The 26,134-nt window shown below is 66.6% G+C and carries 12 protein-coding genes; 9 read left to right on the forward strand and 3 right to left on the reverse strand.

The annotated features are described in order from the left end of the window. The first annotated feature begins 165 nt into the window (after positions 1-165). Positions 166-456, forward strand: a complete 291-nt coding sequence (locus N5C91_RS26460) for an antibiotic biosynthesis monooxygenase (protein WP_236173353.1) — start codon at positions 166-168, stop codon at positions 454-456. A gap of 1 nt (position 457) precedes the next feature. Here the strand turns inward: N5C91_RS26460 and N5C91_RS26465 are convergent, their stop codons facing one another. Both N5C91_RS26465 and N5C91_RS26470 read right to left on the reverse strand, forming a co-directional pair. Continuing rightward, positions 458-1,246 (reverse strand): SDR family NAD(P)-dependent oxidoreductase, encoded by a 789-nt coding sequence (locus N5C91_RS26465; RefSeq protein WP_279833112.1) that lies wholly within the window; start codon positions 1,244-1,246, stop codon positions 458-460. Positions 1,247-1,342: 96 nt separating this feature from the next. After that, a complete protein-coding gene (locus N5C91_RS26470; RefSeq protein WP_279833114.1) occupies positions 1,343-2,974 on the reverse strand; it encodes a mechanosensitive ion channel family protein in 1,632 nt (543 codons plus the stop codon). Positions 2,975-3,273: 299 nt separating this feature from the next. Between N5C91_RS26470 and N5C91_RS26475 the strand changes: the two genes are divergently transcribed. From N5C91_RS26475 to N5C91_RS26495, 5 genes are read left to right on the forward strand one after another with little or no spacing between them, the layout of a single operon-like run. Further along, positions 3,274-13,947 carry a VCBS domain-containing protein gene (locus N5C91_RS26475; protein ID WP_279833119.1) on the forward strand — a complete coding sequence of 3,558 codons (10,674 nt, stop codon included), beginning with the start codon at positions 3,274-3,276 and terminating at the stop codon, positions 13,945-13,947. Between the two features lie 38 nt (positions 13,948-13,985). After that, entirely contained in the window at positions 13,986-15,578 is a 1,593-nt protein-coding gene (locus N5C91_RS26480; protein ID WP_279833121.1) for a TolC family protein, read from the forward strand. Further along, the gene (locus N5C91_RS26485) at positions 15,565-16,338 is read left to right on the forward strand and encodes an efflux RND transporter periplasmic adaptor subunit (RefSeq protein WP_236173358.1); all 774 of its coding nucleotides are present in this window, start codon (positions 15,565-15,567) and stop codon (positions 16,336-16,338) included. Before N5C91_RS26480 ends, N5C91_RS26485 begins: the two co-directional genes overlap by 14 nt. Beyond that, positions 16,331-17,671, forward strand: coding sequence for an HlyD family efflux transporter periplasmic adaptor subunit (locus N5C91_RS26490; protein ID WP_236200290.1), 1,341 nt, complete (start codon positions 16,331-16,333; stop codon positions 17,669-17,671). Before N5C91_RS26485 ends, N5C91_RS26490 begins: the two co-directional genes overlap by 8 nt. A gap of 11 nt (positions 17,672-17,682) precedes the next feature. Beyond that, complete coding sequence (locus N5C91_RS26495) at positions 17,683-19,782, forward strand: HlyD family efflux transporter periplasmic adaptor subunit (RefSeq protein ID WP_236200289.1); 2,100 nt, start codon at positions 17,683-17,685, stop codon at positions 19,780-19,782. A 387-nt stretch (positions 19,783-20,169) separates the two neighbouring features. Here N5C91_RS26495 and N5C91_RS26500 read toward each other — a convergent pair whose 3' ends face one another. Beyond that, the gene (locus N5C91_RS26500) at positions 20,170-21,090 is read right to left on the reverse strand and encodes a LysR family transcriptional regulator (protein WP_236200288.1); all 921 of its coding nucleotides are present in this window, start codon (positions 21,088-21,090) and stop codon (positions 20,170-20,172) included. Between the two features lie 309 nt (positions 21,091-21,399). Between N5C91_RS26500 and N5C91_RS26505 the strand changes: the two genes are divergently transcribed. The 3 genes from N5C91_RS26505 to N5C91_RS26515 all read left to right on the forward strand — a co-directional run bounded on the left by N5C91_RS26505 (position 21,400) and on the right by N5C91_RS26515 (position 25,782). Next, positions 21,400-23,781, forward strand: coding sequence for a TonB-dependent receptor (locus tag N5C91_RS26505; RefSeq protein ID WP_279833126.1), 2,382 nt, complete (start codon positions 21,400-21,402; stop codon positions 23,779-23,781). Between the two features lie 56 nt (positions 23,782-23,837). Beyond that, on the forward strand, positions 23,838-24,743 hold the full coding sequence (locus N5C91_RS26510) for a TauD/TfdA family dioxygenase (RefSeq protein ID WP_279833128.1): 906 nt from the start codon (positions 23,838-23,840) through the stop codon (positions 24,741-24,743). Between the two features lie 148 nt (positions 24,744-24,891). Beyond that, positions 24,892-25,782, forward strand: coding sequence for a TauD/TfdA family dioxygenase (locus tag N5C91_RS26515; RefSeq protein ID WP_279833130.1), 891 nt, complete (start codon positions 24,892-24,894; stop codon positions 25,780-25,782). The last annotated feature ends 352 nt before the right edge of the window (positions 25,783-26,134 follow it).

The raw sequence follows: 26,134 nt of genomic DNA on the forward strand, positions 1-26,134 counted from the left end.
ACGGCCGCATTGGCCCAACGCTTTTCCCGGGAATTGGCGGTTCATGCCCGGGCGGCGCGCACTTAACCTTTCAGCATCGGTTTTGAAAGCCGGTTCCGGCCTTTACCGGATTGCGTCGTCAGCGCCCAATGGCCCCACGTCCGGCCAGCAGAAAGGAGCCTTGCCATGTCCCCGTCCGCCATTGCCATCGTCCGTGTCCAGGCGTTCCCCGGCCAGGTTGCCGCGTTGGGCCGTCACCTGAATGACTTGCTGGAGCAGGTACGCCAGCAACCCGGCTGCCAGTCCGGCGAGTTGCTGGCGCTGGCCGCCGACCGCTGGCAGGTTTCGACTTGCTGGGCCAGCCAGGCCGCGCTGGACGCGCACCTGGCCGGCGCGAAAGCGCAACAGTGGCTGGGCCAGCTTGGCAGCAGTGAGCTGGCGCTGGGCCTGGAGTTCGAGAGCCGCCGCGGCGAGTGACTCAGAACGGCGAGCGCACCACACCGCCATCCACCCGCAGTGCCGCGCCATTGGTGGCCGATGACGCCTCGGAGCAGACGTAGACCACCAGATTGGCCACCTCCTCCGGGCGCGCGAAGCGCTGCAGCAGGGAGCTGGGCCGCGCACTGCGGAAGAACTCGGCCTCGAACTCCGCGAACGGCTGGCCGCCGGAGAGCTTCTCGACGAACTCGTTGACGCCTTCCGAGGCAGTCGGCCCCGGCAGCACCGCGTTCACCGTCACGCCGGTGCCGGCACAGGTTTCCGCCAATCCGCGGGACAGGCTGAGCTGGGCGGTCTTGGTGACGCCGTAATGAATCATCTCCACCGGGATCACCATTCCACTCTCGCTGCTGATGAACACCACCCGGCCCCAGTTCTTCTGCTTCATGCCCGGCAGGTAGGCGCGGGACAGGCGTACCCCGGAGAGCAGGTTGACATCGAGGAAGCGCACCCAGTCTTCGTCAGGAATCTCTTCGAAGGGCTTCGGATCGAAGATGCCCAGGTTGTTCACCAGCACGTCCACCGCCGGATAGCGCTGCACCAGCGCGGCGACCTGCTGCGGATCGGAAAGGTCGCTGGCGAAGCCTTCCACCCTGGCGTCGGCCTGCCCCGAGCGCAGCCTGGCCAGTGCTTCGTCCACCGAGCCCTGGCTGCGGCCATTGACGATGACCCTCGCGCCTTCGCGGGCCAGGCCCTGGGCAATGGCAAAACCGATGCCCTTGGTCGAACCGCTGACCAGGGCGAGCTTGTCGGACAGATGCAGGTTCATGAAATGTCTCCGGCGCGGGCAAGTGGGTCGGGCCCCGCACTGCAACCGGGGCCCGTGGATCGATCAGCATAGATGAGCGCCGGCATCTCGCCGGACTCAGCGATCGGACGGCGCCTCGGGCTTGGCCGGCGCCGCATGCCATTGATCGCGCGGCACCCACTTGGCCTGCTGGGGGTCGCCCAGGTAATGCGGCGACATGATCTGTACGCCGTACTCGTTGAACACGTCCTGGATATTTGCGTGCAGTACGCTCAGCAGCAGCGCGCGCGGGCGCGGCTCGCTGGGGATGGCCTGGGCCACCAGGCGGTATTCGGGGTAGAAGTCCGACAGCGCCGTCTGGAACACCTGTGGTGCCGGGGTTTGCAGGATGCCGTCGGTGCGCCGTGCCGCCTCGATCAGCATGGCCTCCACCTGCCGCCACGGCGTGTCGTAGCCGATGGTGACGACCGTATCCACCACGTAGCCCTGGCCTTGCACGATGCGCGAATAGTTGCGCGTCACCGAGCCGGTGATCATCGAGTTGGGCAGCGTCAGCACTTCGCCCAGGCCGGTGCGGATGGTGGTGTTGAACACCCCCACCTCGGTCACCGTGCCTTCGTTGTCGCCGATGCGGACGAATTCGCCGACCCGCAAGGTGCGCGAGTACGTGAGGATCAGCCCGGAAGCCGCCTGGCCGATGACGCTGGAAGCGCCCAGGGAAATCATCAGGCCCACCAGTACCGACAAGCCCTTGAAGGCCTCGGTGCCGGAACCGGGGAGGTACGGATAGGCCATGACGATAGCGAACAGCCAGATCGCCAGGGAGGTCAGCCGTGTGGTCGGCTGCAGGGTTTCCTCGGTCAACCAGCGCAGGTTGCCCGGCCGTGCCATGCGCTGCAGCACGTGGCGGGCGAAGCCGCTGATGGCACGGGCAATCACCAGGATGCTGAGTGCCACCGCCAGCCCCGGCAAGGCATCGAGCATGCCGTTGATGAGATAGCGCGCCAGGTTGACCAGGTGCACGTTGAGGCTCTCGCCCCACGGCCGGGTATAGGGGAAGCGCGAGAGCACGAAGCTCAGCCATTGATAGCTGAACAGGAACACCAGCAGCCAGTAGACCAGCCAGATCAGCCGGCCGACCAGGTAATAGAGGTAGCGGCTGCCCAGCAGCGGCGTCTGCCCGACCTTGAGCCGGCCGCTGTGCCGGCTCATCACATCCGGCAGGCGCTGCAGCAGCTTGCTTCTCACGTAGCCGATGCCGCGCAGCAGCAGGAGGTAGGCCACCGTCGCCGCGGCCGCCAGGCCCAGCGCGCTGAGCAGGTAGCGCACGCTGCTCGCCTCGCGGTTCTCGGCCACCGCCAGGCGCAGGTTGGCGGCTGCCACCTCGGCGGCGGCACGCACCGAACTGCCCGGCGGATCGACATCCTCCGGCGAAATGATGAAGGCACGGCTATAGCCGAGCAGGACCATGTAGCTGTCCTGGATCGGGTCGAGATTCACTTTCAGTTCGTCGCCGCCCTGCAGCGCTTCCTCGATGGTCGCCTTGGCGCGATGGGCCCGCACCTGCGGAGACTCGCCGAGCAGCGTGGCGCGAAACAGCAGGATGTCGCGGTTTTCCACCTTCAACGGCGCCGCCGCATCGTCAGGCGCCCGCACCGCGGTTGCCGGCGGCTCCGCGGCCAGCCCGGCCTGCACTCCGACCAACAGCAGCCCCATCAGTAGCAGACATCTGCCCAGCTTTTTCCCCATGGCCACTCCCCAACCTTCCTGCGCCCTGATCCGGTCTCTGCCGGACCGTTCGCTCAAGCGTAGCCAAAGTCGGAATTTGCGCCGGACCTGTGGCGAAACGTCCCCATCTGCCAGTCGTTTCTGCGAAAGCCGCGCCGACCGTAGAACTGAGCCATTCAGCTGTAAGATTTTTGATACTTAGCTGTCGCTTATGTCGCTGTTCTGCTTGCGATAATTCGGATTGGTACTAGCGTAAATTGCGTAAGCAGATATGCGTAGGACTGCTTTCCTCGGGGACTTACTTAGCCGGAAGTTAGGAAATGCAGGCCAAATTCCGTTCGAAACTATTCCAGCCCGCCGCCCACGCGCTCGCGCTGGAGCAACGCATTCTCTTCGACGGCGCTGCCGCAGCGGCTGTCGATCAACAGCATCATGACACCACTGCGGGCGCCGACGCCAAGGACACGGCCAAACCGGCCACTGCGGTGGAAGCGCGCGCGCAGGCAGCGGCACCCGCCCAGGCGGCGCCGCGCAACCTGGTGGTGATCGATGCGCGCCTGGAGAACCGCGACCAGTTGGCCGCCAACCTGCCGGTGGGTACCACCGCGCTGCTCGTCGACGCCGGCCAGGATGCCATCGCGGCGATCAGCAGCGCCCTGGCGCAACTGGGCAAGGTCGACTCCATCCAGATCTTCTCCCACGGTGCCACCGGCCAGTTCACCCTGGGCAGCCAGACCTTCACCAGCCAGAGCGTCGACCAGCTCGGCGAACGCCTGAGTGCCTGGCGCGGCGAACTCAATGCGGGTGCGGACATCCAGCTCTACGGCTGCGACGTTGGCGCAGGCAGCGCCGGGCAGGCGCTGGTGAACGAGCTGGCGCGCTGGACCGGCGCCGATGTCGGCGCCTCGAGCAACGCCACCGGCTCCCGAAATGCCGGTGGCGACTGGAACCTCGAAGTGCGCGCCGGCGACGTCGACAAGACCATCGCCCTCAGCGCCAGCACACTGGTGGACTTCCAGGGCCTGCTGGCCAATGCCAGCCCCACCGTGGCCATGGGCAGCGGCGGTTCCGCAGTGCGCCTGGGCGATCAGTTCACCTTCGACGTCATCTTCAGCAACCCGTCCACGCAAGTGGGCTACGCCCCCTATATCGATCTGTTCATGCCGGCCACCGGCCGTGATGGCAACGACGGCGCCAGCTTCATCTCGGCCACCTACCTTGGCCAGGCGGTGAAGTCCACCGTGCTGACCTTCGGCGCCGACGGCAACGTCACCCACCCGTTCGCCAAGGACGCCAACGGCAACGCCCTGGTGATCAACGCCGCCAGCGTCGGCATGAAGCCCGGCGACCAGATGATCGTGCTGCAACTGCCCTACGGCAGCGTCACCAACGGCCAGCCGGCAATCGACATCCTGGTCACCGCGCAATTGAGCAACCTGGCCGACACCAGCTACTCCGATGGCGCGCCGAACCTCACGATCAATGCCCGCGGCGGCTTCGAATACGGCAATGATTCGCTGAACAACCCGACCCAGGACCCCTCCCTGGTGGAGTCCGCGCTGCACAGCTTCGTGGTGACACCGACGCTGCTATCGATCACCCAGACGGTCAACATGCCCGAGGGCGAGACCGTCACCGGGCCGAACTACACCCGCACCCAGACGGTGACGGTGACCCCGGCCACCGGCCAGACCCTGACCAATGTCAGCGTCACCCAGACCGTGCCCGACCAGGTCCACGTCAGCCAGATCACTCCCGGTGCCGGCGGCACCCTGGAGTCGGTGACCCTGCACGACGGCACCGTGCTCACCGATCCCGCGCTGATCGCTGCCGCCCTGGCCAACCCCAACGCCTTCGTCGCCAGCTACACCATCCACTACGACAACCTGAACAGCGCCAGCAGCACCCAGGTGAGTTTCTACGTCCCGGAGATCGACGCCAACGGCCGCCCGGTGATCGACCCGACTACCGGCAACCCGGTGACCATCAACTTCGGTACCGCCACCGCCAGTGGCGACTGGAACCCGCTGGACCCGCGCGACCGTCCGCTCGACCCCGACGGTTATCCGTTCACCGAGACCGGCAATGGCCAGGGCATCACCTTCGTCGCCAAGTCCATCACCCTGCTCAAGGAAGTCAACCTGCAGAACGATGTTGGCCAGGCCGGCCTGACCCCCGGCGATACCCTGCGCTACACCATGGAAGTGGCCATCTCCGACTTCTTTGCCTTCGGCAAGAACATCCTCGGCCAGGGCCAGTTCACCATCACCGACCATCTCAGCGACGGCCAGACCTTCAGCACCCTCAATCCGCCAACCATCGTCATCCGGACGCAAGGCGGCTCCCAGGTGATTCCGCTGATCTACACCGCCACGCAGAATGCCGACGGCAGCACCACCCTGGTCTTCGATATCTCCGAGTCGATTGCCACTGCCGTCCAGGGCCCCGGCCTGTACGCCCTGTTCGGCGACCTCTGGGACGATAACCAGCAGGAAGGCGCCACGACCCTGACCATCGTCTATGACGCAGTCGTCGACCTCACCTACACCTCCGACCACCCGCCCCACGACCAGCTCAACGAGGGCGACAGCGTCGGCAACAACGCCACCGTCGATGCCACGGTGCTGCGCGACGCGGTGAACATCGGCGGCACCCAGACCGATGGTTCCAGCACCACCAGCACGATCCAGACCTCGACGGTGGATATCGACCTGACCAGGGTCAATGGTGGCCTGCCACCGGCCAACGGCGAGCTGCGCCCCGGCGACGTGGTGACCTTCACCATCACCTACGACCTGCTGGTGGCGGACTACGAGAACTTCACCCTCACCGCCTACCTGCCGCTGCCGCTGCTGGATGCCACCGGCATCAACTGGACGCAGGGCACCGGGGTCGGGCAGTGGCTGATCACCAACGGCAACACCATCGCCGATGTTCCCGACAGCGTCACCACCGGTCCGGGCAACTCGATCATCTTCAACTTCGGCAACTTCGCCTCCGGTGGCCTCAACGGCGGCCGGGTGCAGGTGCAGTTCACCATGCGCGTGGGCGACCAGCCCTTCGCCGACCAGCGCGAACTGGACGTGCTGGCTCAGTCCAGCCAGACCACCACCATCGACAAGACCGTGCTGACCTCTTCGGACGTAGCAGTCATCGAGTCGGTCGCCGAACCGGTGCTGGACATCAAGCACGGCGTGGTTTCCAGCAGCAACGGCACAGTCACCGGCACCAGCGGCAGCTGGTCGGCGCCTGGTACCAGCGGTGTGCCCTTCAGTGGCGGCGTACCGACCCTCACCTCGGTGGACGGCAACGTCAGCGGCATCGATGGCGGCGACACCTTGCGTCTGGCGACGGCGATCAAGAATACCGGGGGGGGCGGCGCCTACGATGTCACCACCAGCATCACCCTGCCGGCCGGCGTCAGCTTTACTGGCGGCAGCCTGGACGCGCTCACGACCCGGCTGCAGATCTACCGTGGCGACGGCACCCAGCTGATCGCCGGGGTCGACTACAGCGTCAACGGCAATACCATCACCTTCCTCGACGCCAACGGCCAGGCGACATTCCTCGCCGGCCGTGCCAATGCCGCCGACGGCAACGACGCCGCCGGGCGCAACGTGGTGGTGATCACCTACGACGTCACCGTCAACAATGCGATTCTCGCGTCGAGCACCCTGCAGAGCAGCGCAGCGCTGACCAACTACGCCAGCGTCAACGGCGGTCAGGACTTCACTCCCACCGACCTGGTAGACCTGGCCAACCAGCAGGTCGCCGCCCCCACCATCACCAAGGTCTACAAGGACGGCAGCCTCAGCGCCGACGACTCCAGCGCCAACCACACCACCGGCAGCGACCTGGTGATCGGCGAGAGCATGACCTACGACATCGTGGTGACACTGCCCGAGGGCACCACTGGCAACCTGCGCATCAACGACCTGATTCCCCCGGGACTGCGCCTGGACACCAGCTTCAATAGCGGCCGGGGCTATCAGATCATCCTCACCCGCGCCGGTAGCGCTGCACTGGGCCAGGACTTCGGCGGCAGCGTCAATGTCTCCAGTTTCGTGATCGACCCCGGCGACGGCGGTGATCTCCACCTGGTGTTCGACGTCGCTGGCTCCAATGCCGACAACAACACCGGCAACAACGCCTTCGTCATCCGCCTGGTATTGATCGCCAACAACGTCAGCGGCAACCAGCAGGGCGTGGTACTCAACAACGGCGCGCAACTGGTCTATAGCGACCCGGATGGCGATACCCCCAACGGCGCCACAGCGATCGACCGCAGCCTGGCCAGCGCCCAGCAGCCCAGCGTGACAATCGTCGAGCCGACGCTGGCGGTGACCCAGCAACTGACCACTACCCCGGCGTTCGGCGGCTTTGGCGAAAACGCGCCGATCAGCTGGAACATCACTATCAGCAACACCAGCGGCATCAACGCCTTCGACCTTAGCTTCCTCGATACCCTGCCGATCCAGATCAGCAACTACACCATCACCAACATCAGCGGCGCTGGTGCTGGCAGCTTCGCCATCGTCAACGGCGTCCTGCAGACGGTCGGCAAGGTCGACCTGGCAGCGGGCGGCAGCATCATCATCAGCCTGTCCGGGGTGGTCAACAGCCAGGTCGGCAGCGTGCCCGTCATGCGTAACGTCGCGGCCGTACAGTGGACCAGCCTGGACGGTGCCAACAGCGGCGAGCGTACCGGCGTCGACGGCATCCTCGCCAGCGGCGTGCTCAACGACTACAGCATCGACAACACCCTGCTGATCCCGGTCTCCAACCAGATCCTGATCTCCCGCGTCGGCGGCATGCCGGATACTCCGCCGGCCACCAATGCCAGCGGCGTTGTGGATACCTCGGCACCGTTCGAGCAGGTAGCCGTCGGCGAAGTGATCCGTTACCGCGTGGCCGTGCAGATCGCCTCCAGCGGCACGGGCAACACCAACTACCAGATCGTCATCGACCTGGCGCCCGGCCTGGAATTCCTCGCTGCCGACCTCAACGAGGTCCTCATCGCCTTCGTGTCTACCCTCAAGGGCGGCCTGAACAGCAGCAACGCACTGCTGGACGTGAACACCGTCGCTGGCCTGTGGATCCAGGGCAACCAGCTCAGCGGCGTGGCCCGGCCAATTGACCCCAACGTGCCGGTCGACCCGTCCAATCCCGGCGCCTGGCCAGGCCCCACAGCGGTGCTGAACTCCTCGCTGTACAGCATCGCCGCCACCGGTGGCCTCAACGGCGGTCAGCGGGTCACCATCAGCCTGGGCAACATTACCAACACCGAGCAACTGCCGGGCGATGACGACATCGAAGGAGTGGTCATCGACTTCAACGTGCGGGTGCGCAATACCGTCGGCAACCAGGCCGGCACCCAACTGGGCATGCAGGTCAGCGAGTATGTCGACAGTAACAGCGAGCCACGCGGCCAGAGTGGGGTTCTCTACGAAACCGTGGTCGAACCAGGCTTCACCGACCCGACCAAGTCGGTGATCGACCTGACCTTGAGCCCCGGCAACACCACCAATGCCACCCTGGAAGTGAGCTTCCAGCAGAACGGCAATGTGCCGGCCTACGATGTCCACCTGCAGGACAAGCTACCCGGCGGCAGCAACTACACCTTCGTCGGCGTCACCATCAGCGACGTCAACGGCAACAGCGTCACCTACACCGCTGCGGACTTCCTGCCCGGCGGAGCCGCGACCCTGGCCGGGCTGACCCTGAGCATCGACCCCAACCCGGCCAACGGCATCGGGCTGGACATCACCAGGCTCAATGTCGGCGACAAGGTCAGCTTCCGCTACAGCGTCACGGTGCCGGACGCTCCGATCGCCAACAACGCCGCGAGCTCCGCCGTGCTGACCTGGACCAGCCTGCCGCAAAGCTTCACCGCCTGGGGCGGTTCGGCGGTCGGCAGCGCCGGCACCGCCACTGGCGAACGGACCGGCCAGGATGGCCCCGGCCCGGACAACAGCGTGCTGAACAACTACATCAAGAGCGTCGGCATCGCCTTTGGCGTGGTGCGCGGCACGCTCTGGGACGACACCGGCTCCGCCACTATCAGCACGACACCGGACGGCCCCGGCCTGGCCGGCCAAACCGTCACCCTCACCTGGGCCGGCGCGGATGGCCTGTTCGGCACCGGCGACGACGCGCAACTGGCGACGACCACCACCGACGCCAACGGCCAGTACGTTTTCAGCATCCTCCCCAGCGGGCTGTACCGCGTGGACGTTGCCGCGCAGGTCAGCAACCCGACAACCGGCGACCCCGGCAATACGCTCAAGGTGCGCATCGACACCGACGGAGCGGGCAACACCTTCAACCAGGTCCAGCTGACGCTCGATGGCGGCACCGCCACCGATGGCCCGACCGGGCAGGCAAACTTCGGTTACGTGCACCTCAACGAAGCACCGATCAATACCGTCGCCAACCAGCACGGCCAGGAGGACACGGTACTGCACATCGTCGGTCTGGCTACCAGCGATGTCGACGCCGGCAACGGCGTGCTCACCGTCACCCTGACCGTCAACCACGGCGTACTCTGGACCAGTGCCACGACACCTGCCCCCAACGCCACCCCGCCGAGCGGTGCCAGCAACCAGTTGGTGCTGAGCGGGACGCTCGCACAGATAAACCTCCTGCTCAGCCAGCTGTATTACAAGGGTAACCAGGACTTCAACACCTTCCGCGACAGCGAAACCCTGACCATGGTCACCAACGACCAGGGCAACTTCGGCGACCACCCGCTCACCGGTGATGGCACGCCGGGTCAGAACCCGGCGGACGCGCTGAGCGACACCGATACCCTGAACATCGTCATCGACCCGGTCAACGACGCGCCCGTTGCCCATCCGGACATCGCCATCGCCGTCGAGGCCGGCGGCAGCCTCAATGCCGATCCAGGGATCAACCCCACCGGCAACGTGCTGGACAACGACACCGACGTCGACATCGCCACCAACAATGACTTCCTCCGCGTAAGCCGTCTGGAGAACGCCGCTGGCGGCGGTGTCAACGTTCCGGCCAACGGCACGGTCGTCAGCCTCGCCGGCCGTTACGGCACGCTGTACATCACCGCCAACGGCGGCTACCAATACGTCGTCGACAACAACAATGCGGCCGTCCAGGCCCTGCGGACCGGCACCGACCAGTTACGCGACTCCTTCGGTTACTTCGTCGTCGATAGCGGCGGCCTGAGCAGCTCGACCTCCCTCACCATCGACATCCACGGCGCCAACGACACCCCGATCGGCGTTCCGGACTTCGGTACCGCCATCGAGGCGGGAGGCACCAACAACGGCACTCCGGGCCAGGACGCCACCGGCAACGTACTCACCGGTGACCCTGTCACCGGCGCCGGCGCGGACACCGATGTCGACTCGGTAGCCCTGGGCGAAACCAAGACGGTCAGCCTGGTGCGCTACGAAGGCGTCGGCGGCGGGCGGATCTTCCCGGTCGCACCCGGGGCGCCCGCCACCTTGCAGACGGCCTTCGGCACCCTGACGCTCAACGCCGACGGTTCTTACCGCTACGTGATCGACAACAACAACCCGGCGATACAGGCACTCTCGCCAGGCGACCCGCCCATCACCGAGGTCTTCACCTATCAGGTCACCGACAAGGGCGGCCTGAGCGCCCTGACCACCCTGACTATCCGCATCCAGGGCGCCAACGATGCCCCGGTGGCCGTCGACGATCACAACACCGCCACTGCTGGCGCCAGCGACGGCAGCCCGGCGCCGGTCAATGCCAGCGGCAACGTGATCACCGGCGCTCCGGGCACCGGCGTGGATACCGACGTCGACAACGCCGACAAGCCCAACGCCGACAAGCTCAGGGTCGATGGCATTCGCTCCGGCCTGGAGACCGCCGGCGGCACCCTGACCACCGTCCCCGGCACCGGCACCATCGGCGTTACCGGCACCGCGGCACGGCTGGCCAACGGCACGATCATCAGCGGCAACTTCGGCCAGCTGACCATCGGCGCCGACGGCAACTACCTGTTCGAGATCAACAGCGCCGACCCGACCATCCGCGCGCTGACCGCCAACCAGTCGCTGGACGTGATCTTCACCTACCGCATCCACGACAGCGGCGGGCTGACCGACCAGGCACAACTGATCATCACCGTCACCGGCGTGAACGATCCGCCCATCGTGCAGCCGGTGGTGATCCATGCCACCGAGGCTGGCGGCCTGCTCAACAATGTCCCGGGCCTGGACCCGACCGGCAGCATCCGCGGCTCCTACACCGACCCGGACGGTGACACCCTGACCATCACCGCCGTGGTCAGCCCCACCGGCGCCAACGGCACCGTGGGCACCGACCTGGCCGGCAGGTACGGCATGCTGCTGCTCAACGCCGATGGCAGCTATCGCTTCGCGGTGAACAACCTCGACCCGACCGTGCAGTCCTTGCGCACCTACAACGACACCCTCACGGAGGTCTTCACCTATACCGTCAGCGACGGCCACGGCAAGGCCATCACCCGCACCTTCAGCGTCATCATCCACGGGCAGAACGACACCCCCATCGCTGGCGATGACACGAGTACCGCCATCGAGGCCGGCGGCACGCTGAACACCACACCCGGCGCCCCGGCTACCGGCAACGTGCTGCTCAACGACTTCGACGCGGATGGCGCGGCCTATGGTGAAACCAAGGTGGTGGATGCCGCGCGCAGCGGCGACAAGAACGGCAGTGGCGCGCTCATCGACCTCAGCGTCAGTGGCGGCGTGCTCACCGGCAGCTACGGCACCCTGGTGCTCAACGCCAACGGCACCTACACCTACACGGTGAACGACAGCCTGGCGGCGGTGCAGGCCCTGAAGCTGGGCGACAGCCTGGTGGAAACCTTCACCTACCGCATGCACGACACCGCCGGCGCCTCCTCCATCGCCCAGCTGACCATCACCATCGATGGCCGCTACGACGCGCCGGTGGCCAACGACGACATCAACTACGCGGTCGCCAACCTCGACGGCAGCGGCGGGCGCAACCCAACCGGCAACGTGATCACCGGCCTGACCGGGATCTTCGACGGCATCGGCAAGGACACCGATGTCGATGCCGGCGACCATATGCGCGTCACCACCATCGCCAAGGGGCCCGAGGGCGCGCAGGTGAATACCGTCGCCGTGGTGCCGGGCAGCCCGCAGACCATCCTCGGCGCCTTCGGCACGCTGGTGATCAACGCCGACGGCAGCTACCAGTACTTCGTCGACAGCAACAACGCCACCATCCGCGCGCTCGGCCCGCTGGCCTTCGCCATCGAGGAGTTCACCTACCAGGTCACCGATGACGGCAACCTCAGCGACCAGGCCACCCTGGTCATCCTGATCCGCGGGCAGAACGACCCGCCGATCACCGCGCCGGACTTCGGTACCGCCGTGGAGGACGGCGGCCTGCACAACAACGTGCCGGGCAGCAATCCTTCGGGCAACGTGCTGGCCAACGACACCGACCCGGACACCATCACCACCATCCCGCAGGACGTGATGCACGTGGTTTCGTTCTGGGCCGGCGACAGCCCGACGTCCACCACCGTCACCGCGCCCGGGCAATCGTTGCGCGGCCAGTACGGCACGCTGACGCTGAACCAGGACGGCAGCTGGAGCTACGCCCTGGACAACAGCCTGCCGGAAGTCGAAGCCCTGCGCGCCAGCGGCCAGACCCTGCAGGACAAGTTCACCTACCTCGGCTCGGACATCTGGGGCGGCGCCACGCCCGGCCTGCTGACCATCACCATCGACGGCCGCAACGACACGCCCATCGCCAGTGACGATACCGCCACCGCCGTCGAGGCTGGCGGCGTGAACAACGGGACGCCCGGCGTCGACCCGCGCGGCAACGTGCTGGACAACGACACCGACGTCGATGGCGTGCAGTACGGCGAGACCAAGACCGTCGTTCACTACACCGGCGAGAATGGCAACACCGCCAGCGCCGGCCAGGTGCTCCAGGGGCTCTACGGCAAGCTGACGATCAACGCCGACGGCAGCTATCAGTATGTCGTGGACAACGCCAACCCCACGGTGCAGGCCCTGCGCACTGCCGGCGAAACCCTGCGCGAGATCTTCACCTACCGCATGCGCGACACCGCCGGGGCGACCTCCGACGCGCGCCTGACGGTGACCATCCAGGGCGCCGACGACAACCCGATCGCCCGCGACGACAGCAATGTCGCCAGTGACGAAACCCCGGCGCCACAGGCCACCGGCAACGTCCTGCCCAACGACAGCGACGTGGATGGCGGCGACCACCTGACCGTCACCGGCATCCGCACCGGCGCGGAGAACGGCAGCGGCAGCGCCGGGGTGATCGGCCAACCCATCGTCGGGCGCTACGGCACCCTCGTGCTCAACGCCGATGGCAGCTACACCTACACCATCGACCAGAGCAACCGCGAAGTCCTGGCCGCTGCGGGTCTGGGACAAGTCCTCAAGGACTACTTCACCTACACCATCAGCGACCTCACCGGCCTCACCGACCAGGCGCAGTTGACCATCACCCTGGACATCGCCACGCCGTACATTCCGCCGGGACCGCACTTCGACCGTTTCGGCGACGACGGCTACCCGCGTGATCGGATACCCGACGTCGACCCGGCGATCTTCGTGCAACCGGTGGTCGAGCGCATCGATGATCGGCTGTCGCTGTCGGCCTGGGGTGCCGACGGCAGCAACATCGACATCTTTGCCACGCCGGAGATCGAAAGCCCGTCGCTGGGCGCGCAACTGGGCCAGGTGAAGGGCCAGTTCGTCGCTCGCGCCGTGGCCGAGAGCCGCCGCGCCGCCGACCTGGACACGCGCTGGGTGGATGGCCGCCATGGGGTCATCAGCCTGAGCGCTGACGGCCTGCTGCCCGACCCATCGCTGTGGGCACCCTTCCCCGCCGACATGGTGGGCAAGGCAGAGAAACCCGCGCAGACCGCACCGGGCTTCCGTGCCCAGCTGCGCGAGGCCGCCCAGCGCAGGAGCGGCGGCCAATGAGGAACATGCGACCCATTCAGATCGATCAAGGACAGAACATGCCCGCCTATGCACTGAAATGCCTGAGCGCCACCATCACCGTGAGTATTCTGCTCAGCGCCTGTTCGGCGTTCGAGCCCAAGCCTTACACCGAGGAGGAGATGCGCCAGCGGGTGATCGAAGACCAGGCACGGATGTACAAAGAGCAGGAACCGGTCAGCGGGCCGATCACCTTCTACGAAGCCTCTGCGCGAGCGTTGAAATACAACCTCGACTACCGCCTCAAGCTGCTGGAAAGCGCACTGGCCTCCGACCTGCGCGACGTCACCAGCCACGAGATGCTGCCGCGCGTCGTCGCCTCGGCAGGCTACGCCGGGCGCAACAACGACTCGGGCGGCACGTCCATCGGCATCGAGGACCGCCAGGTCAGCTTGCGTCCCTCGACGTCAGAGGAGCGCTACCGCCAGCTCTACAGCCTCGGCCTGTCCTGGAGCCTGCTGGACTTCGGCGTCGCCTACTACCGCACGCAGCAGAAGAACGACCAGATGCTGATGGCCGAGGAGCGCCGCGAGAAGGTTGCGCAGAACGTCCTGCAGGACGTGCGCAACGCCTACTGGCGCGCCCTCGGCGCCCAGCGCCTGCTGCCGGAAGTGGACGGCCTGCTGATGCGCACCCACCGCGCCCTGACCTCCGCCCGCGAGGCCGAAGGCAAGGGCCTGCTGCCGCGCCAGGACATCCTCGCCTACCAGCGCGCCCTGCTCGACTCGGTGTACATGCTCACCGTGCGCCGCCAGGACCTGGAGTTCGCCCGCGCCGAGCTGGCCGCGCTGATGTCACTGCCGCCGAATACCAAAATGGTCCTGGCCGACGTCGGCGAACAGCCGCTGCCGCTGGTGACTAACAACGTCGACCAGCTCGAACGCCTGTCCCTGGAGCGCCGCCCGGAAATCATGGAGGAGTGGTACCGCAAGCGCGTCGACATGAACGACCTGAAGATCGCCAAGGCCCAGCTGTGGCCCAACGTGAGCTTCAACTACGGCTACGAGTACGACTCCAACAAGTACCTGTACAACAACGACTGGAACCAGACCGGCATCAACGTCTCGATGAACCTGCTGCGCCTGGCGCAGTACCCGGACATCAAGGCCGCCGAGGCGAGCCAGGAGAAGACCGACGACATGCGCCGCACCGCGCTGTCCATGGCCATCCTGACCCAGGTGCGGGTCGGCCTGCTGCGCTACCAGCTGGCCCGGCAGGAAGTCGAGTTCGCCGACGAGAGCCTGCGCGTCGACCAGAGCCTGCTCAGCTATGCCCAGTCCGCCCGCGGCGCCGCGCTGGGCAGCGAGCTGGAGCTGATCCGCGCCGAAGGCCGCTACCTGCTCTCGCGCTACCAGCGCGAAGCGGCCTACTCCGACGCCCAGGCCGCCTGGGGCCGGCTGTACAACTCGGTGGGCTTCGAGGTGATGCCCAAGGAAATCGAGAACCACGACGTGAAGACCCTCGCGCGGGAAATCCAGCGCACCCTGGAACAGCAGACCAGCACCAATCTGCTCGCCAGCAGCGGCGCCGCTGCCGGGCAACCCGCGATTAGGCAACCCTCGATCGGGCAAGCGACCGTTGGCCAGAAGGAAACCGTCAATGCCGCGCAGTAAGCCGTACCTGCTTCTCCCGTTGTGCCTGATGTTGCTCCAGCCGGCCCTGGCCGATGACGCCAGCGGCCTGCCGCCACTCCCCGACAACCAGGACCCGGGGGCCATCCGAGTGCTGCTGGTGTCGAACCTGGAAACCACCCTTTCCGCCCAGATGAACGGCACCCTCGGCGCACTCAAGGCCAGCCTCGGCGACAAGGTCGCCAAGGACGCCGAACTGGCCCAGCTCAACTGCGTCGAGGTCAACGCCCGCGCCAAGGTCGCCGCTGCCGAACTGAACATGGCCCGCGCCAACCTGGCGGCCAAGCAGAACCTGCGCAAGCTCGACGCGGTGGGTGACCTGGAGGTGGCCATGGCCAACACCGAGCTGCAGAAGGCCGACGGCGCGCTCACCCTGGCCCGCGCCCAGGCCGGCTACTGCCTGGTCGATGCGCCGTTCGCCGGGCGCATCGCCAAGGTCTACGTCAAGCCCTATCAGACAGTGACGGCCGGTACGCCGCTGTTCGACCTGGTCAGCGATGGCGCATTGAAGGTCCGCCTCAACGTGCCCTCTTCCATGCTGCCCAACCTGCGCCCGGACATGCCGCTGGAAGTGGACATCCACGAAACCGGCAAGCACTACCCGGCCAAGGTCAGCGTGATCAACGCGCGGGTCGACGCCGTGGCGCAGACCGTGGAGCTGGAGGCGAAGCTGGACGCCAGCTACCCCGAACTGATCGCCGGCATGAGCGGGGTGGCGCGCTTCCCCGAAAGCCATGAGTGAGCTGCTGCCGCCACCCCAGCTGCTGCTGAGCCTGGCCAATGTGCGTGACAAGGCGCTGGCCGCCGACTCCCTCGGCGGCCTGGCCTTCAGCATCGCCAACGACCTGTTCCCGCTGCTGCGCTTCCACCAGGCGCTGGTGTTCGCCTGCCATGAATCGCGCAACGAACTGCTGGCGGTGTCCGGCCTGGCCAAGCCCACGGAAGACTCGCCCTACCTGGTCTGGCTGGAGCGCGCCAGCCGCTGGGTCGCCGCGCAGTTGCCCGACGCCACGCCCAGTTGGCTGGCTCGCGACGCCATCGCCCCACCCGCCGACATCGCCGAAGGCTGGAGCGAGTGGTGGCCGGCCGGGCTCTGGTGCGTGCCGCTGCACGACCGCAGCGGCAAGCGCCTGGGGCTGGTGCTGTTCCTCCTGGACGAAGCGCCGGCACGCAATCTGCAGCCGCTGCTGCAGGGTATCTGGCAGACCTGGGCGCATGCCTGGGCCTCGTTCGGACCGCGTACCCGCCTGCGCTTCTGGCGACCGAGCAAGCGCCAGGTGCTGGTCGGCGTGATCGCGCTGGCGGCGCTGCTGCTGATCCCGGTGCGGCAGACGGCCCTGGCGCCGGCGGAAGTCGTCTCGCGCAACGCCCAGGTAATCAGCTCGCCCATCGACGGGGTGATAGTCAAGATGCTGGTTCGTCCCAACCAGAACGTGGACGTCGGCACGCCACTCTTCGAGCTGGACGAAACCACTCTGCGCAGCCGCGCCGACGTGCTGGCCAAGGAAGTTGCCGTCGCCGACGCCGAGCTGATGGCCGCCAGCCAGCGCGCCTTCGACAACCCACAGAGCAAGAGCGAGCTCACCGTGCTCGACGGCCGCGCCCGCCAGCGCCGCGCCGAACTGGCCGCCGTACAGGCACAACTGGCGCGTACCCGCGTGCTCGCACCACGCGCCGGCGTCGCCGTGTACAGCGACCCCAACGACTGGCTGGGCAAGCCGGTGGTGACCGGCGAGCGCATCCTGCAGATCGCCGACCCGAAGGCGCCGGGCATGCGCATCCAGCTGCCGGTGGCCGATGCCATTGCGCTGGAGCCGGGAGCGAAAGTCGCGCTGTTCCTCACCGCCTACCCGCTCGACCCGCTGCACGGCGAGATCCTCGACACCAGCTACCAGGCCAAGCCCAGCGACGAAGGCGTCGCCTCCTACCGGCTGCTCGCCAGCGTGGAAGACCCACCGCCACACGCACGGCTCGGCCTGCACGGCACCGCCAAGCTGTATGGCGAGCGCGTGGTGCTCGGCTACTACCTGCTGCGCCGCCCGCTGGCTTCGCTGCGCGCCTGGACCGGCTGGTAACGGAGGGCCGGATGGAAATTGCCGCCGAAGACCTGCCCACCCCGCCCCTGCGTGACGACCTGCGCCTGGATGAAGCCGCGCCCGGCCCGGACGGCGAGCCGGTGTGGGTGATCCAGGACAGCGTGCTCAATCGCTTCTACCGCATTGGCTGGCTGGAATTCGAATGCCTGTTGCGCTGGGAGCAGACGCCCCGGCAGATCAGCGAGCAGATCGCCGAGCAGACCGCGCTCAAGCCCGAGGCCGAGCAGGTGCTGGGCTTCCGCCAGTTCCTCGAACACCACCAGTTGCTCCGCCCTGGTCCCGAGGCCCTGGCGCGCCTGGCCGCGCGCAGCGAAGGGAAACAGTGGACGACCTGGAACTGGTGGCTGCACCACTACCTGTTCTTCCGCATCCCGCTGCTCCGCCCGCAGCGTTTCCTGCGCGCCATCGCCGGCAGCCTCGACTGGCTGTTCAATCGCTACGTGGCCCTGCTGGTGCTGCTCCTGAGCCTCGCCGGGATCGTCCTGGTGACGCACCAGTGGGACACCTTCACCCACGACGTGGTGGAGTCGTTTTCCTTCGAAGGGCTGCTCAGCTTTGCCGCCGCGCTGGTGGTGGCGAAGACGCTCCATGAGCTGGGCCACGCGCTGGTGGCGACGCGACTGGGGCTGAAGGTGGCGCACATGGGTATCGCCTTCGTGGTGATGTGGCCGATGCTCTACACCGATACCGGCGAAAGCTGGAAGCTGCGCAGCAACCGCCAGCGCCTGGCCATCGCCAGCGCCGGGATCATCACCGAACTGGGCCTGGCCGGGCTGTCGACGCTGGGCTGGGCACTGGCCGACCCCGGGCCGTTGCGCAATGCGCTGCTGTACCTGGCCACCACCAGCTGGGCGCTGTCGCTGGCGCTGAACGCCAGCCCGTTCATGCGCTTCGACGGCTATTTCATCTTCTCCGACCTGCTGGACTTCCCCAACCTGCACGAACGCGCCGGCGCCCTGGCGCGCACCACCTTGCGGCGCAACCTGCTGGGGCTGGACGAGCCCTGGCCGGAGCACTTCCCCACCAGCAAGCGCCGGGCGCTGGTGGCCTTCGCCTTCGGCACCTGGGTCTACCGCCTGCTGCTGTTCCTCGGCATTGCCGTGGCGGTCTACTACTTCTTCTTCAAGCTTCTGGGGATCTTCCTGTTCGCCGTGGAAATCAGCTGGTTCATCGTTCAGCCCGTGTGGCGCGAACTCAAGGTCTGGTGGCAGCGCCGCGCGGAAGTGAAGCCGCGGCGCAAGCTGGTGTTCCTCACCGTGCTGGGCGCCCTGCTGCTCCTGCTCGCCATCCCCTGGCGCACCCAGGTGCACGCCATGGGCGTGGCCCGTGCGGCGCAGCAGTTGCACGTCTACGCGCCCTTCCCGGCGTTGTTGCGCGACCTGCGCCCCAGTGGCGCGGTCGGCCAGGGCGAGACGCTGGCGGTGATGGAGGAACCCGATATCGCCGCCAAGATCCGCGGCAGCGAAGCCGGTATCCGCGGTTACCAGGGCCGCCTGGCCGGCATGCTGGCCGACCCGTCGGGGCTCTCCGAGGAAGCCGTTACCCGCCAGCGCCTGGGCGTCGAGTACCAGCAGGCGCGCGCCGCGCGCAACGAGATGGCCCGCCTCAACCTGCAGGCGCCCTTCGCCGGGCGCTGGATGGACGTCAACCCGGACTGGAAACCCGGCCAGTGGATCAACACCCGCGAGCCCATCGGCGTGCTGGTGGACCCGCAGCACTGGCTGGTGGATGCCTACGTCAAGCAGGACGAAGTGCAGCGCCTCACCGACGGCGGCCATGTGCGCTTCTACCCGGAAGGCGTGCCGCACCCCATCGAGGGCCAGGTCGTGCTGATCGGCACCACGCGCATCAGCCAGCTGGAACAACCGATGCTCGCCTCGCGCTACGGCGGCCCGTTGAACGTCAACCCGCAGGGCGAAGCCCTGGTCCCCAACCCGGCGCTGTTCCATGTGTTGGTGAAGCTGGACGCGGCGCCGCCCGGGCTGCACGAAACCCGCGGCCACCTGCAGATCGAGGGCGCCCGGCGCAGCTGGCTCGGCGAGGGCTTTACCCGCCTGCTGGCTGTCGCCCTGCGCGAGAGCGGGTTCTAGTGACTGAGCACCTTGCAGGCCCGGTACCGCCGGTGAATCGATCGCGGACAGAGTCCGCTCCTACGCATACCGCGCTCGCTCAGCAAGGATGGAGCTCGCCCCGCTGAAGCGTCAGGTTACGTAGGAGCAACTGTCTTCTCTGGATAGTCCTCCGCTGCATCTATCCCCTCACCCCAACCCTGGCTGCGCGCCCCGCTCCTCAGGGAGAGGGGGCATTTCGAGCCGACTGACGCTAAGGTTTGATCCTGCACCGAACGGTCCCCTCTCCCCTTGGGAGAGGGCTAGGGTGAGGGATGGCCCAAGCGCAGAGATATCTCGTAGGAGCGGACTCCGTCCGCGATAGGCCTCAGGCCGCAGAGGAGCATCGCCGAATACCCGCTGCGCACCTCACGCCACCTCACTCTCTACGCCCGCATCAAGGTCCACCAGCAGCTCGATCATCGCCCGCGCCGCTGCTGAAAGGCGGTCGCCGCTGCGGGTGACGATGCCGCAGCGGGCCTGGAGGATGTCGACGTTCTGCGGCAGGTTGCGAAAATGCAGCCTGACCAGTTCCCCGCGCGCCATCGGCTCGCTCAGCGCTTCCTCGACGGCGATGCCGACGGCATCGGTCTGGCTGACGATGCGCACCAGCGAGGCCATGTCCTCACACTGCACATTGGTGCTGATGTCGATCTTGCCGCTGAGGTTGGCGAGCATCTTCCGCGCACTGGGGGGAATCAGCGTGGCCGCCAGCGGGTAGGCGAACATGTCGTTGGTGGAGAGGCTCTCCTTGGCCAGTAGCGGGTGCCCCGCACGACAGAAGAACAAACCGCTGCGCGGCTTCAGCGCGCGCGTCTGGAAGTTCGGGTCGGCTTCGAAATGGCGGATGTCGGCGACGAAGAATTCGATCTCCTCGCGGCTCAGGCTGCGCGCCAGGCGCTCCCAGTTGTCCACGCCGAACTGGATGTGGATGCGCGGGTAGCGCTGGACGAAGCGCGACACCGCGTCGGACACCAGCTTCTGCGCCGGCGCCGGGCCACTGCCGAAACGCAACTCTCCCGAATCCAGCTTGTTCAGCCGGGCCACCGCATGGCTCAGGTTGTTCGCCCCCTGCACCAGGCTCAGCGCGTGCTGCAGCACCACCTGGCCTTCTGGCGTGGGGCGCAGGTCCTTGCTGCCACGGTCCACCAGGCGGCAGCCCAGCTCCTGCTCCAGGCCCTGGATGCTGCGGCTGAACGCCGGCTGGGTAATGCCCATGGCGTCGGCCGCGCGAACGAAGCTGCGGTGTTCGTTGAGGGCGATGAAGTAGCGGAGTTGGCGCAAATCCATGATGCATTTCCGGCATTGAAAATAGTGGGCAAAGGCATTTGCCGCTCGTTATGCGCTGGTTTTAAATGCAAGCTCTTATTCCGTCAATGAAGAATAAAACAAACATCTATTCTTTTATGAACTAAGAATATAGCTCAGACCAGGAGTCGCCCGATGCCAGCCTTGCACCTCCTTTACCCGCGAATGCGTCAGTCGCGCTGTCGCTGACAGTAGAAGCCGCACCCACCCCTACTGAAAACGTCGCTCGCCACTTTCCTGTGGCGCGGCCCCCTTTTGCCCGCGATCGGCGCGGACAGACAAGGACACAGCATGATTTCGACACATTCGCCCTTCCCCTTCGCCCCGCGCCGGCTGCGCGCCCCGGATTATGCCGTGGTCCTGCTGCTGGCCCTGGGCGGCGCCCTGCCGGTGCTCGCCGAGGAAAGCGAGGACAGCACGACTGCCGCCCAGACCGATAAGGCCGTTAGCGCCGCGCCGGCCAAGGCCGACGCGACCCTGGGCAAGGTCACCGTCACCGCCCGCCGCCGCGAGGAGGACTCGCAGAAGGTGCCCACGCCGATCACCGTGGTCGGCGGCGAAACCCTGGAAACCCAGCGCGTCTACAAGGTGCAGGACCTGCAGCAGATCCTGCCCAGCGTCAACGTCGCCTTCATCCATGCGCGGCAGTCGAGCATCGCCGTGCGCGGCATCGGCAACAACCCGGCCAGCGACGGCCTGGAAGGCAGCGCCGGGGTCTACCTGGACAACGTCTACCTGGGCCGCCCGGGCATGGCGGTATTCGACCTGCTGGACATCGAGCAGCTGGAACTGCTGCGCGGCCCGCAGGGCACCCTGTTCGGCAAGAACACCACGGCCGGCGTGCTGAACATCAGCACCCGCGCACCGACCTTCAGCCCCGAACGCAGCGTGGAGGTTTCCGGCGGCCAGGATGGCTACTTCCAGGGCAAGGGCACCGTCTCCGGCGCGCTGACCGACACCCTGGCCGGGCGCGTCTCGGCCTACCGCACCCGCGACGACGGCTACATCAAGAACGTCCACGACGACAACTACTTGAATGGCGGCGAGCGCCAGGGCATTCGCGGGCAATTGCTGTTCAAGCCCAACGAGGACTTCGACCTGCGCTGGATCAACGACTACAACGAGGAGGATTCGAGCAACGGCAGCATGGTGGTGTATGGCGCCGCCGACCGCTTCTGGCAGCGCGCCGCCGCGGTAGGCGCTTCGCCGATCCGCGATCCCGACCGGCACAAGGTCAACATCAACAGCCGCCAGCACGTCAGCGTGCACCAGGGCGGCAGCTCGGTGGAGGCCAACTGGAACCTCAACGGCGGCTACAAGCTGACCTCCATCAGCGCCTACCGCTACTGGCACTTCACCCCGGCCAACGACGAGCAGCTCAACGTCTCGGCGATCAACAACACCGGCGTGGAAGTCCACGACCGCCAGTTCTCCCAGGAAATTCGCCTGGCCTCGCCCACTGGCGGCTTCTTCGACTACGTGCTCGGCGCCTATGCGTTCAACCAGAACCTGGGCAACAAGACCTTCACCGATTACGGCCCGCTGGCCGATCCGTACCTGCTGGGGGCGAACCTCAACGCCCTGAACAACACCTACTCGAAAGCCAACGGCAAGATCGAGACCGACAGTTTCGCGCTGTTCGCCCAGGGCACCTGGCACCTCACCGACAAGCTGGACTTCACCGCAGGCCTGCGCGGCACCTACGAGGAAAAGGACGCCAAGGTCGAGCGCTTCGATCCGGTGGGTGGCGCTCCGGTGAGCGGCACCGCCGCGCTGGTGCGCCGCAACCAGTTGGGCGCCTATGACTCGGGCGACCTCAGCCTCTACAGCTTCGCGCCGTCGGCGCTGCTGAGCCTGAGCTACCAGTTCACCGATGACCTGCTCGGCTATGCCTCGCTGTCCCACGGCGAGAAATCCGGCGGCGTGAACCTGGCCGTGGCCAGTGCGCCGACGGCCGGCGCCGACTCCCTGCTGGTCGGCCCGGAGCGCGCCAACGACGCCGAACTGGGGATCAAGACCACCCTGTTCGACAACCGCCTGCAACTCAACACCAACCTCTTCTGGACCGGTATCCACGGCTACCAGGCGACCACGCTGTACCAGCCGCCGGGCTCCACCCAGCTGGTCTCGGTGCTCTCCAACGCCGGCAGCGTGCGCTCGCGTGGCCTGGAGTTCGAAGCCACCGCGCTGCCGATTCGCGGCCTGACGCTGAACGTCAACGGCTCCTACAACGACGTCACCTACCTGTCGTTCAAGGATGCGCCGTGCCCGGCGGAAGTCTCCACCCAGCCTGGCGCACCGGCCTCCTGCGATCTCACCGGCCAGCGCGTGGTGGGCGCCTCGAAATGGATCGCCAACCTCAATGGCGAGTACGCCTGGAACCTCGACGACGGCATCCGTCCCTACGTGACCGGCAGCTACTCCTACCGCTCCGAGGCCGAAGGCACGCTGGACAACTCCGACCTCTCGAAGATCGACGGCTACGGCCTGGCGAACTTCTCCGTCGGCCTGCGCAAGGACCTCGGCGACGGCCAGCTGGACGCCTCGGTCTGGCTGAAGAACGCCTTCGACAAGGACTACTACCTGGCCGCCTTCGCCAGCATCAACGGCTCCTACACCGCCTCGGTGGGGCAGCCGCGGACCCTGGGCGCGTCGGTTCGCTACGACTTCTGATCCCCATCCGCCGCGTCTTTGGCGCGGCGCTATTGCCACAGCAAGAGGACGATGAGATGAGCAATGCAGCACAAGCCATTCAGCAAGACCTGGCCCACCTGGACATCCACCCGGTAGCCGGGCGCATCGGCGCGGAAATTCGCGGCGTGACGCTTTCCGGTGATCTCGACGCCGCCACCATCGAGGCCATCCAGGCTGCGCTGGTGCAGCACAAGGTGATCTTCTTCCGTGGCCAGACCCAGCTCGACGACCAAGGCCAGGAAGCCTTCGCCAAGCTGCTCGGCGAGCCGGTGGCGCACCCCACCGTGCCGGTGCAGGAAGGCACCCATTACCTGCTCGAACTGGACGGCGCCCAGGGCCGCCGCGCCAACTCCTGGCACACCGACGTGACCTTCGTCGACGCCTATCCCAAGGCTTCGATCCTGCGCAACGTGGTGGCACCGGAGTCTGGCGGCGATACCGTCTGGGCCAACACGGCCAGCGCCTACGACGACCTGACACCGGAGCTGAAGGCGCTGGCCGACTCGCTCTGGGCCGTGCACAGCAACGAATACGACTATGCCAGCGTGCGCCCGAACGTCGACCCGGCGCGCCTGGAGGAATACCGCAAGGTGTTCACCTCCACCGTCTACGAGACCGAGCACCCGGTGGTGCGCGTGCACCCCATCAGCGGTGAGAAGACGCTGCTGCTGGGGCACTTCGTCAAGCGCCTGAAGGGCCTGTCACAGCACGACTCCGCGCACCTGTTCGCCGTGCTGCAGAGCCACGTCACCCGCCTGGAAAACACCGTGCGCTGGCGCTGGCAGCCGGGCGACGTGGCCATCTGGGACAACCGCGCGACCCAGCACTACGCCGTCGACGACTACGGCACCCAGCCGCGCATCGTGCGCCGCGTGACGCTCAGCGGCGAAGTGCCGGTGGGCGTCGACGGGCAGCGCAGCCGGACGATCAAGAAGGTTTGAGCCTTTTCCCAGAGCCCCTCACCCCCGCCCTCTCCCAGTGGGAGAGGGAGTAGATCGGCGCAACGGGATGCCCCGCTGCATCGGACTGCCCCCTCTGCCTCCGGGACAGGGTTGGGGTGAGGCAAGCCGCAAACTCAGGATTCTCGAGATGACCCAATCCAACGCCGTACAACAACCCACCCCCGAACCCTTCGCCATCGTCCCCCTCGACGCCCCGCTGGGCGCCGAAGTGCGCGGCCTCGACGCCCGCGAGCCGCTGACGCCGGAACAGATCCTGGCGATCAGGCAGGCGCACCGCGAGCACCACATCCTGATCTTCAAGGACCAGCAACTCGACGATCAGCAGTACCTGCGCTTCGCCACCCTGTTCGGCGCGGTGTTCCAGCCGCCGGCAGATGTGCCGGTGCTGTCCTCCGGCGCCGACGGCAAGGCCCCGGACATCGTCAAGGTGGCCAACACCGAAGACGGCGAACTGGGCAACTTCGCCCTGCCGGCCCACGTCGACCACCAGTGGACCCCGGTGCCCTCTTCCGGCTCCTTCCTCTACGCGCTGGAGGTGCCCAGGACCGGCGGCGAAACCCAGTTCACCAACCTCGCCCGCGCCTACGAAACACTGGACGAGGCAACCCGCGCCGAGATCGATCCGCTGCGCCTGATCAATTACAACCCGTTCATCCGCCTGAAGAGCGGCGGCTACAACGGCACCTTCGTGCGCTACCGCACGCCGGACATCGAGCCGATCCAGGGCACCGAACATCCGCTGGTGCGTACCCATCCGGAAAACGGCAAGCGCGTACTGTTCCTCTCCGTGCACACCGAGGTGGAAATCCCCGGCGCCGATCCGCAGCAGGGCGCCGCGCTGGTGGAGAGACTGCGCGAGCACCTGCAGAAGCCCGAGCTGATCTACAGCCACAAATGGTCGGTGGGCGACATCGTCTGGTGGGACAACCAGGCCGTGCTGCATGGTCGCAATGCCTTCCCGGCCAGCGAGAAGCGGCGCCTGAAGCGCATCAGCCTGAGCGGCAGCCGGCCGTTCTGAAGCCAACGTAGGGCGCATAACCTGGAACAGGTTATCCGCCACCCCATGCACAGTGGATAACGCAGGCGCGTTATCCACCCTACGGAACGGGGATATCTTCGCCAGGACTTGCCCTCACCCCAGCCCTCTCCCAGAGGGAGAGGGAGCCATTCGGTGCGATTGGGAGCAACGAAGTCAGCCGGCGAGCGACGATCTCTTCACCGCTCAGGACAGTACCCTCTCCCGCTTGCGGGAGAGGGTTAGGGGCCTTGGGTTTTGTAGGAGCGAGCTTGCTCGCGAACGGATTACCCGGACGCGGCGGAATCAAGCGGTTCGCGAGCAAGCTCGCTCCTACGAAAAGCCGTACGCCTCC

It is taken from the genome of Pseudomonas sp. GD03903, assembly GCF_029840045.1.
Taxonomy (GTDB): Bacteria; Pseudomonadota; Gammaproteobacteria; order Pseudomonadales; family Pseudomonadaceae; genus Pseudomonas; species Pseudomonas pseudonitroreducens.

Coding starts and splice junctions, on each gene's coding strand:
- N5C91_RS26460 (WP_236173353.1), top strand. CDS start 166: ATGTCCCCGTCCGCCATTGCCATCGTCCGTGTCCAGGCGTTCCCCGGC.
- N5C91_RS26465 (WP_279833112.1), bottom strand. CDS start 1,246: ATGAACCTGCATCTGTCCGACAAGCTCGCCCTGGTCAGCGGTTCGACC.
- N5C91_RS26470 (WP_279833114.1), bottom strand. CDS start 2,974: ATGGGGAAAAAGCTGGGCAGATGTCTGCTACTGATGGGGCTGCTGTTG.
- N5C91_RS26475 (WP_279833119.1), top strand. CDS start 3,274: ATGCAGGCCAAATTCCGTTCGAAACTATTCCAGCCCGCCGCCCACGCG.
- N5C91_RS26480 (WP_279833121.1), top strand. CDS start 13,986: ATGCCCGCCTATGCACTGAAATGCCTGAGCGCCACCATCACCGTGAGT.
- N5C91_RS26485 (WP_236173358.1), top strand. CDS start 15,565: ATGCCGCGCAGTAAGCCGTACCTGCTTCTCCCGTTGTGCCTGATGTTG.
- N5C91_RS26490 (WP_236200290.1), top strand. CDS start 16,331: ATGAGTGAGCTGCTGCCGCCACCCCAGCTGCTGCTGAGCCTGGCCAAT.
- N5C91_RS26495 (WP_236200289.1), top strand. CDS start 17,683: ATGGAAATTGCCGCCGAAGACCTGCCCACCCCGCCCCTGCGTGACGAC.
- N5C91_RS26500 (WP_236200288.1), bottom strand. CDS start 21,090: ATGGATTTGCGCCAACTCCGCTACTTCATCGCCCTCAACGAACACCGC.
- N5C91_RS26505 (WP_279833126.1), top strand. CDS start 21,400: ATGATTTCGACACATTCGCCCTTCCCCTTCGCCCCGCGCCGGCTGCGC.
- N5C91_RS26510 (WP_279833128.1), top strand. CDS start 23,838: ATGAGCAATGCAGCACAAGCCATTCAGCAAGACCTGGCCCACCTGGAC.
- N5C91_RS26515 (WP_279833130.1), top strand. CDS start 24,892: ATGACCCAATCCAACGCCGTACAACAACCCACCCCCGAACCCTTCGCC.